Origin of the sequence: Chryseobacterium pennipullorum, from assembly GCF_003384725.1 — a bacterium.
GTDB classification, from domain to species: Bacteria; Bacteroidota; Bacteroidia; order Flavobacteriales; family Weeksellaceae; genus Chryseobacterium; species Chryseobacterium pennipullorum.
This window is the reverse complement of the sequence record NZ_QNVV01000042.1, coordinates 1-1,766: the sequence shown is the minus strand read 5'-3', so window position 1 is coordinate 1,766 and position 1,766 is coordinate 1. Positions and strand designations below refer to the sequence as shown.

Annotated in this window: 1 protein-coding gene and 1 pseudogene; both read right to left on the bottom strand. The window is 41.9% G+C overall.

Annotated features, from left to right (window positions below):
- Positions 1-567: pseudogene (locus tag DRF67_RS21240) on the bottom strand (hypothetical protein); the annotation flags it as partial.
- A gap of 2 nt (positions 568-569) precedes the next feature.
- The coding region (locus tag DRF67_RS21235) for a T9SS type A sorting domain-containing protein (protein WP_133297688.1) at positions 570-1,766 on the bottom strand (1,197 nt) is incomplete at its 5' end.

Sequence of the window (1,766 nt, the reverse complement as noted above, 5' to 3'; positions counted from 1 at the left end):
ATATTCAATATCATGTAAAATCTCAAACTTAAGATTATCTTTACTCAAGAGTTCTATTTGGCCTTTGTTATTAATAACAAATTGTCCACTTATATTTCCGGCATTGAAGGAAAATAAATCGGCTTCAGTATCTTTATTAAGGTTACCTGCATCATAAAAAAATTGAGCGACTTTCGGATCAGAAGATCCAGCATTTAGATTTTCGGGAATTGGTAACTTAGAATATGCAAAATCATCCTTATGCCGTACTATTCTATTAATCACACCTCCCGCAATCAATGCCCAACCGAGTCCAAACTGTCCATCCTTTTCATCAACCCTTATCCCACTCGTGGTATAAGATAGGGACAAGTCCGTTCCAAAATTGCTCCCTTTAAAATGCAGTAGAGGAATACTTATATTGGGAGATCCTGTGAACTCTCCAACTTCCAGGCCCCCAAAACTTCCTAAAGAATAGGCTTCAGGTGATGGTGGGGTAATATTGGGCAGTAAATTTTCATCACCTAATTGAGCCGTATAGGTATGAGCCACCATTAATGCAGCAGCTAAAATTATTTTCTTCTTCATGGTTATTTTTTTATCAGTTTAGCATTTGCTGTTTTATTCGTATCTGTTTTTATGGTCACCAGATAAGCCCCCTGCACCAAAGCCTGGGTATTTATTTTGGTGACTTTATTCTTGGTCTTCAAATTCTGAAGCTGTCTTCCGCTCATGTCATATACCAGGATGTCTGCTTCTTTAAAATCAAGACCGATTTCTACGTAGGCATAGTCGGATACAGGATTAGGATAGATTTTGATGTCATACTTAACGATCAGATCATTGACCTGTTTATCACCCAGTTTCACGATCTTCCAGTTCTCTTTGCCCAATTCTTCGGCACTGGTGCCGGCCAAAATAATGGAACCGTCACGGTTTAATTTCAGGTCTGAAAGCCTCTCTTCTCTTTTTCTGGACTCGCCGCTTACGTGTTTTCGCCACTGCTCGTTTCCATTTCCATCCACATACAGCATCCAGAACGTCTCATCATCTTTTTCTATCCTTCCTTCTGCCTGAGTATAGCCGCCCAACAAAATCCCCTTTGTTAAGTCTTGGTTCCTGGTTCTTGTATCTTGATTCTGAATTACACTCATCCCCATAAGGATATCCCTGTTTTTGAAATTGTAGGATTTCTGCCACTGCTCCTCACCCCTTTCATTTAAGGCCATCACCCAAAGGTCGGTCCCTTCTTCGATACCTACGGATTTATTGCCTGATCTTTCGGATCTGGATTCGCCACCGATGACAAAGCCACCAGGGGTTGAAGCTAAAGTTCTGATATGGTCATCGCCTTTTCCGCCATAGTTCTTTTCCCATTCTACTTTACCGGTTTTGTCCAGCTTAACGATCCAGTAGTCTCCTTCACCATAGTTTTCTGTAGTTTTTTGTACTGATGTAAAATGTCGGGTGTCGGGTGTACCTGAGTTGCCGGTACTTTGTACCTTGGACATTGTACCTTGTACAGCCGAGCTCCTCGAGTAGATCCCTAATAACGCTCCGCCATCTTTCGTGGGAATCATTTTCTCCACTTCATCGAGTCCTTTTCCTCCTAAAATCAATTGAGAAAGTTCTTTTCCGTCTTTGTCAAGCCGGGTAATCCATACGTCTTTGGAGCCATAGCCCTGGGATGAGTTTTGGATATTTCCGGCTACAAAGAAACCAAGGTCTGTGGTTTGGATAACGGCTTTGGCTTCTTCATCGGCAGTGGAGCCTAAGGTTTTCTGCCA